Origin of the sequence: Streptomyces sp. MH60, from assembly GCF_002939385.1 — a bacterium.
Taxonomy (GTDB): domain Bacteria; phylum Actinomycetota; class Actinomycetes; order Streptomycetales; family Streptomycetaceae; genus Streptomyces.
In genome coordinates this window covers 1-6,065 of the sequence record NZ_MULI01000151.1, presented here as the reverse complement: position 1 = coordinate 6,065, position 6,065 = coordinate 1, and the positions used below count along the sequence as shown (strand labels likewise).

Annotated in this window: 5 protein-coding genes; all 5 read left to right on the top strand. The window is 72.9% G+C overall.

Features of this window, described 5'->3' with window-relative positions:
- On the top strand, window positions 1-2,299 hold a 2,299-nt coding region (gene infB, locus BZZ08_RS37935; protein WP_198601943.1), incomplete at its 5' end, for a translation initiation factor IF-2.
- Between the two features lie 152 nt (window positions 2,300-2,451).
- A complete protein-coding gene (locus BZZ08_RS37930; RefSeq protein ID WP_104636674.1) occupies window positions 2,452-2,745 on the top strand; it encodes a DUF503 domain-containing protein in 294 nt (97 codons plus the stop codon).
- A 56-nt stretch (window positions 2,746-2,801) separates the two neighbouring features.
- On the top strand, window positions 2,802-3,266 hold the full coding sequence (gene rbfA / locus BZZ08_RS37925) for a 30S ribosome-binding factor RbfA (protein WP_104636672.1): 465 nt from the start codon (window positions 2,802-2,804) through the stop codon (window positions 3,264-3,266).
- Window positions 3,263-4,168, top strand: a complete 906-nt coding sequence (gene truB, locus BZZ08_RS37920) for a tRNA pseudouridine(55) synthase TruB (protein ID WP_104636671.1) — start codon at window positions 3,263-3,265, stop codon at window positions 4,166-4,168. Before rbfA ends, truB begins: the two co-directional genes overlap by 4 nt.
- A 255-nt stretch (window positions 4,169-4,423) precedes the next feature.
- On the top strand, window positions 4,424-6,065 hold a 1,642-nt coding region (locus tag BZZ08_RS37915), incomplete at its 3' end, for a serine protease (RefSeq protein WP_133169271.1).

The window sequence follows — 6,065 nt, the reverse complement described above, 5'->3', positions numbered from 1 at the left end:
TCCCCAGACTCCGGGCGGCAACCGTCCGAGCCCGGGCTCGATGCCGCGTCCGCAGGGCGGCGCCGCCGGTCCGCGTCCCGGCGGCGGCCCGCGTCCGAACCCCGGCATGATGCCGCAGCGTCCCGCTGCCGGCCCGCGTCCCGGCCCCGGTGGCGGCGGTCGCGGTCCCGGCGGTGCCGGTCGTCCCGGCGGTGCCGGTCGTCCCGGTGGCGGTGGCGGCTTCGCCGGTCGTCCCGGTGGCGGTGGCGGCGGCGGTCGTCCGGGCGGCGGCGGCGGTTTCGCCGGTCGTCCCGGCGGTGGCGGCGGCTTCGGTGGCGGCGGTGGCCGTCCCGGCTTCGGCGGTCGTCCCGGTGGTCCCGGTGGCCGTGGTGGCACGCAGGGCGCCTTCGGCCGTCCCGGCGGTCCCGCGCGTCGCGGTCGCAAGTCGAAGCGGCAGAGGCGCCAGGAGTACGAGGCCATGCAGGCCCCGTCGGTCGGCGGCGTGATGCTGCCTCGCGGCAACGGCGAGACCATTCGCCTGTCGCGCGGTGCGTCGCTCACCGACTTCGCGGAGAAGATCAACGCCAACCCGGCGTCGCTCGTCGCGGTCATGATGAACCTCGGCGAGATGGTCACGGCCACGCAGTCCGTCTCCGACGAGACGCTCCAGCTCCTCGCCGGCGAGATGAACTACACGGTTCAGATCGTCAGCCCGGAGGAGGAGGACCGCGAGCTGCTCGAGTCCTTCGACCTGGAGTTCGGCGAGGACGAGGGCTCCGAGGAGGACCTGGTCGTCCGTCCGCCGGTCGTGACCGTCATGGGTCACGTCGACCACGGTAAGACCCGACTGCTCGACGCCATCCGCAAGACGAACGTCATCGCGGGCGAGGCCGGCGGCATCACCCAGCACATCGGTGCCTACCAGGTCGCGACCGAGGTCAACGACGAAGAGCGCAAGATCACCTTCATCGACACCCCGGGTCACGAGGCGTTCACCGCCATGCGTGCCCGTGGTGCCCGGTCGACCGACATCGCGATCCTGGTCGTCGCGGCCAACGACGGCGTCATGCCGCAGACGGTCGAGGCGCTCAACCACGCCAAGGCGGCCGAGGTCCCGATCGTCGTCGCGGTCAACAAGATCGACGTCGAGGGCGCCGACCCGACCAAGGTGCGCGGTCAGCTGACCGAGTACGGCCTGGTGGCCGAGGAGTACGGCGGCGACACCATGTTCGTCGACATCTCCGCCAAGCAGGGTCTGCACATCGACTCCCTGCTGGAGGCCGTGGTCCTCACCGCGGACGCCTCGCTCGACCTGCGGGCCAACCCGGTCCAGGACGCGCAGGGCATCTCGATCGAGTCCCGTCTCGACCGCGGCCGCGGTGCCGTGGCGACGGTCCTCGTGCAGCGAGGCACCCTGCGGGTCGGCGACACGATGGTGGTGGGCGACGCCTACGGCCGCGTCCGCGCCATGCTTGACGACAACGGCAACAACGTCGCCGAGGCGGGTCCGTCCACGCCGGTCCAGGTGCTGGGTCTGACCAACGTCCCGGGCGCCGGTGACAACTTCATCGTGGTCGAGGAGGACCGTACGGCCCGCCAGATCGCGGAGAAGCGTGCCGCCCGCGAGCGCAACGCCGCGTTCGCCAAGCGCACGCGCCGTGTGTCGCTGGAGGACCTGGACAAGGTGCTGAAGGCCGGCGAGGTCCAGCAGCTCAACCTGATCATCAAGGGCGACGCGTCCGGATCGGTCGAGGCGCTGGAATCCTCCCTGCTCCAGCTGGACGTCGGCGAAGAGGTCGACATCCGCGTCCTGCACCGCGGCGTCGGTGCGGTCACGGAGTCCGACATCGACCTGGCGATGGGCTCCGACGCCATCGTGATCGGCTTCAACGTGCGCGCCGCCGGGCGTGCCGCGCAGATGGCCGAGCGCGAGGGTGTGGACGTCCGGTACTACTCGGTCATCTACCAGGCGATCGAGGAGATCGAGGCGGCCCTCAAGGGCATGCTCAAGCCGGAGTACGAAGAGGTCGAGCTGGGCACGGCGGAGATCCGCGAGGTCTTCCGCTCCTCCAAGCTGGGCAACATCGCGGGTGTTCTCATCCGCTCCGGCGAGGTCAAGCGCAACACCAAGGCGCGCCTCCTGCGCGATGGCAAGGTCATCGCGGAGAACCTCAACATCGAGGGTCTGCGTCGCTTCAAGGACGACGTCACCGAGATCCGCGAAGGCTTCGAGGGCGGTATCAACCTCGGAAACTTCAACGACATCAAGGTCGACGACGTCATCGCGACGTACGAGATGCGCGAGAAGCCGCGGGTGTAAGTACCGCGACTTCCGGGAGTGACCGGTCCGGGGCCGGTCGGCGGAGCACAATATCCGTCGATCGGCCCCGGCCGTTCGTTGTACGGTTCTGGTGATCCCGCCCGTTCGCGGCGGGGCCATCGATCCCGGACCGGCGGGTGAACCGGCTGCACATGTATGTGGGGACGCTGTCCTTCGACCTCCTCCTCGGCGACGTACATTCGCTGAAGGAGAAGCGCTCCGTCATCCGCCCGATCGTCGCCGAGCTCCAACGGAAGTACGCGGTGAGCGCGGCGGAGGTGGAGCACATGAACCTCCACCGCCGGGCGGTCGTCGGCCTGGCCATGGTGTCCGGCGACGCGGGCCACCTCAGCGACGTGCTCGACCGGTGCGAACGGCTGGTGGCCGGCCGACCCGAGGTGGAACTGCTGTCCGTCAGGCGGCGCTTCCACGGCGACGACGACTGACCAGATCGGGCAGAAGACCAGATCAGGCAAGAGAAGAAAGAACGGGAGACGGACCAGTGGCCGACAACGCGCGGGCGAAAAGGCTGGCGGACCTCATCCGAGAGGTGGTGGCCCAGAAGCTGCAGCGCGGGATCAAGGACCCGCGGCTCGGCTCGCACGTCACCATCACGGACACCCGGGTCACGGGTGACCTGCGGGAGGCGACCGTCTTCTACACGGTCTACGGGGACGACGAGGAGCGCAAGGCCGCCTCGGCGGGCCTGGAGAGCGCCAAGGGCATCCTGCGCTCCGAGGTCGGCAAGGCGGCGGGCGTGAAGTTCACGCCGACCCTGACCTTCGTCATGGACGCCCTGCCGGACACCGCCCGCAACATCGAGGACCTCCTCGACAAGGCGCGGCAGTCCGACGAGAAGGTGCGCGAGGCGTCCGCGGGCGCCGCGTACGCGGGCGAGGCGGACCCGTACCGCAAGCCGGACGAGGACGAGACCGAGGCCGACGAGACGGACGACACCGCTAAATGACCGACAAGCACACCACGCCCGACGGCCTTGTCATCGTCGACAAGCCGTCGGGCTTCACTTCGCACGACGTCGTCGCCAAGATGCGGGGCATCGCCCGCACCCGGCGCGTCGGGCACGCCGGCACGCTCGACCCGATGGCGACGGGCGTCCTGGTCCTCGGCGTGGAGCGGGCCACCAAGCTCCTCGGGCACCTCGCCCTCACCGAGAAGGAGTACCTGGGCACCATCCGGCTCGGGCAGACGACGCTGACCGACGACGCCGAGGGCGAGATCACGGGGACGCAGGACGCCTCGAAGGTCACCCGGGAGGCGATCGACGCCGGCATCGCCGAGCTGAGCGGCGACATCATGCAGGTGCCGTCCAAGGTCAGCGCCATCAAGATCAAGGGTGTGCGCTCCTACAAGCGGGCGCGCGAGGGCGAGGACTTCGAGATCCCCGCCCGCCCGGTCACCGTCTCCTCCTTCGCGGTGCACGACGTCCGGGACGCCGTCGCCGACGACGGCACCCCGGTGCTCGACCTGGTGGTCTCGGTGGCCTGCTCCTCCGGGACCTACATCCGGGCCCTGGCCCGCGACCTGGGCGCCGGTCTCGGCGTCGGCGGTCACCTCACGGCACTGCGGCGCACCCGCGTCGGGCCGTACAAGCTGGACGGCGCCCGGACCCTGGACCAGCTCCAGCAGGAGCTCACCGTCATGCCCGTCGCGGAGGCGGCCGGTGCCGCCTTCCCCCGCTGGAACGTGGACGCGAAGCGGGCCCGGCTGCTCACCAACGGCGTACGGCTGGAGATGCCCGAGGAGTACACGGGCGCCGGTGCCGTCGCCGTCTTCGATCCCGAGGGGCGCCTGCTGGCCCTCGTGGAGGAGCACAAGGGCAAGGCGAAGAGCCTGGCCGTCTTCGGCTGAGCCGACGCACCGTCAGGTCCGCCCGTGGAGCGGCGATCACGGGGACTGCCACTGTCGCCGCTCCACGGTCCCCCCTCGGTTCCCCCACCCCCTAGGGTGTATCCAACCCACCCCTTCTGTTCACCCGTCCGGGCAGGCGCTCGGAGTGAACCGGGGGAGTGGAAGGGGGCGCGTTCGCCAGGGGATCTGTCCCGCTGATCATCTCGCGCCTACCGTCGAACACACGGCACGGGTGTACGGCGGGGAGGTTCGACGATGGCGTCGCGGAACCGGTCCCGGGGGACGACGGGCGGCAGGGCGGGGGAGTGGTCCGGTGACGGCTCCCTGGAAGCACGAGGCGGACCCCCGGCTCTGCGGGAGGCCGATACGGCGGGGCGCGCGTCCGACGCCGCCCTGATCCGCTTCCACGACCTCGCCGGCCGTCCCCGCGGCACGGGATTCGTCGCCGACCACCACGGCACGGTGCTCACCAGCCACGAAGCGGTCGACGGCCTGCCCCGGCTGGTCCTGAGCACCGCCGGGGGCCGCCGGCGCGTGGTGGCCGCCGCCGACGTGACCCCGCTGCCCGCCCTCGGCCTGGCCCTGGTGCGCACCGAGGGGCTCGGCGTCGCCCCCCTGCCGCTCACCGCGCGGGACCGCGTCGAGGCCGGGACGTACGTGCGGATCGCCGCCGGCGGCTGGCGCGAGGCCCGGGTCTTGGGCGCCACCGACGTCACCTACACGGCCACCGACCGCTTCCACCTCCTCGGCGACGCCCTCGAACTGGCCGTCGGCACCTGTGGACGGGACGCCCTGCGGCTGGGCGGCGGCGCGGCCGGCGGCCCCGTGCTCGACGTGGCGACCGGTGCCGTCCTCGGCGTCCTCGGCACCGCCCTCAGCTCCGGACACAGCGACGTCGGCTTCGCCGTGCCGCTGCGCCGCGCGACCGCGGGCCCGCTCGCCGAGCTCCTCGCCGAGAACGCGGCGACGGTCCCGGCGTACGGCGCCGACCTCAACCTGGCCGGGGTGCTCGCCCTCACGGCGACGTCGGTCACGGACGGGGACCCCACTGCCGGGCCGGGCGGCGGAACCGGCACGGGGGAACCGGTCGAACGGGCGGCGGTGGTGCGAGAGTTCGCCGCCTTCGCCGCCGGCCGCGCCCGCGTGCTCGGCCTGGTCGGCGCGCCGGGCAGCGGCCGGACGACCGAGCTGGCGGCCCTCGCCGCCCGTCGTGCCACGGGCCCGGACGCGGCGCCCACGCTCTGGCTGCGCGGGGCCGACCTGCGCGACGACGACATGTCGCTGGCGGACGCGGCTCGCCGGACGCTGACCCGGGCCGCCCGCATCGTCGCCGCCTCGGACCGACCCGGCACCGGCGACCTCGGCGACATCGCCCCGGAGCGTCTCGCCCACCTGGCCCGCGCCACCGGACGGCCCCTCCTGGTCCTCCTCGACGGCCCCGAGGAGATGCCGCCCGTCCTGGCGCACCGTCTCCCCGAGTGGACCGAGGGCACGGCCACGTGGCTGCGGGAGACGGAGGCACGGCTCGTGGTGGCCTGCCGCGCGGAGTACTGGGAGCACGCGGGGGCGGAGTTCCCGAGGGAGCTGCTGTACGGGCCGGACGCAGGGGGGCCGTCGTCGGGGGCGACGGGTGCGGGTGCGGGGGCGGCTGTGGTGCGGGCGTCGGCGCGGGTGGCGGAGGTTCCGTCGGCCCGGGGGGCCACTGCACCGGGAGCGCGGCCGGGACCGGCCGGTGTGGTGCCGCCGTCCGGGACGGCGCTCGCCTTGCCGGGACCGGGACCGGGACCGGGGGTGGGGGTGGGTGCGGCCGGTGGCGTGTCCTGGTCCGGGACCGGCCTGCCCGAGCCGCGGCCGGGGGCGGCCGAAGGAGCGCCGACGCCCTGGGCGACCGGCGGGA

Coding starts and splice junctions, on each gene's coding strand:
- truB (WP_104636671.1), top strand. CDS start 3,263: ATGACCGACAAGCACACCACGCCCGACGGCCTTGTCATCGTCGACAAG.
- BZZ08_RS37930 (WP_104636674.1), top strand. CDS start 2,452: ATGTATGTGGGGACGCTGTCCTTCGACCTCCTCCTCGGCGACGTACAT.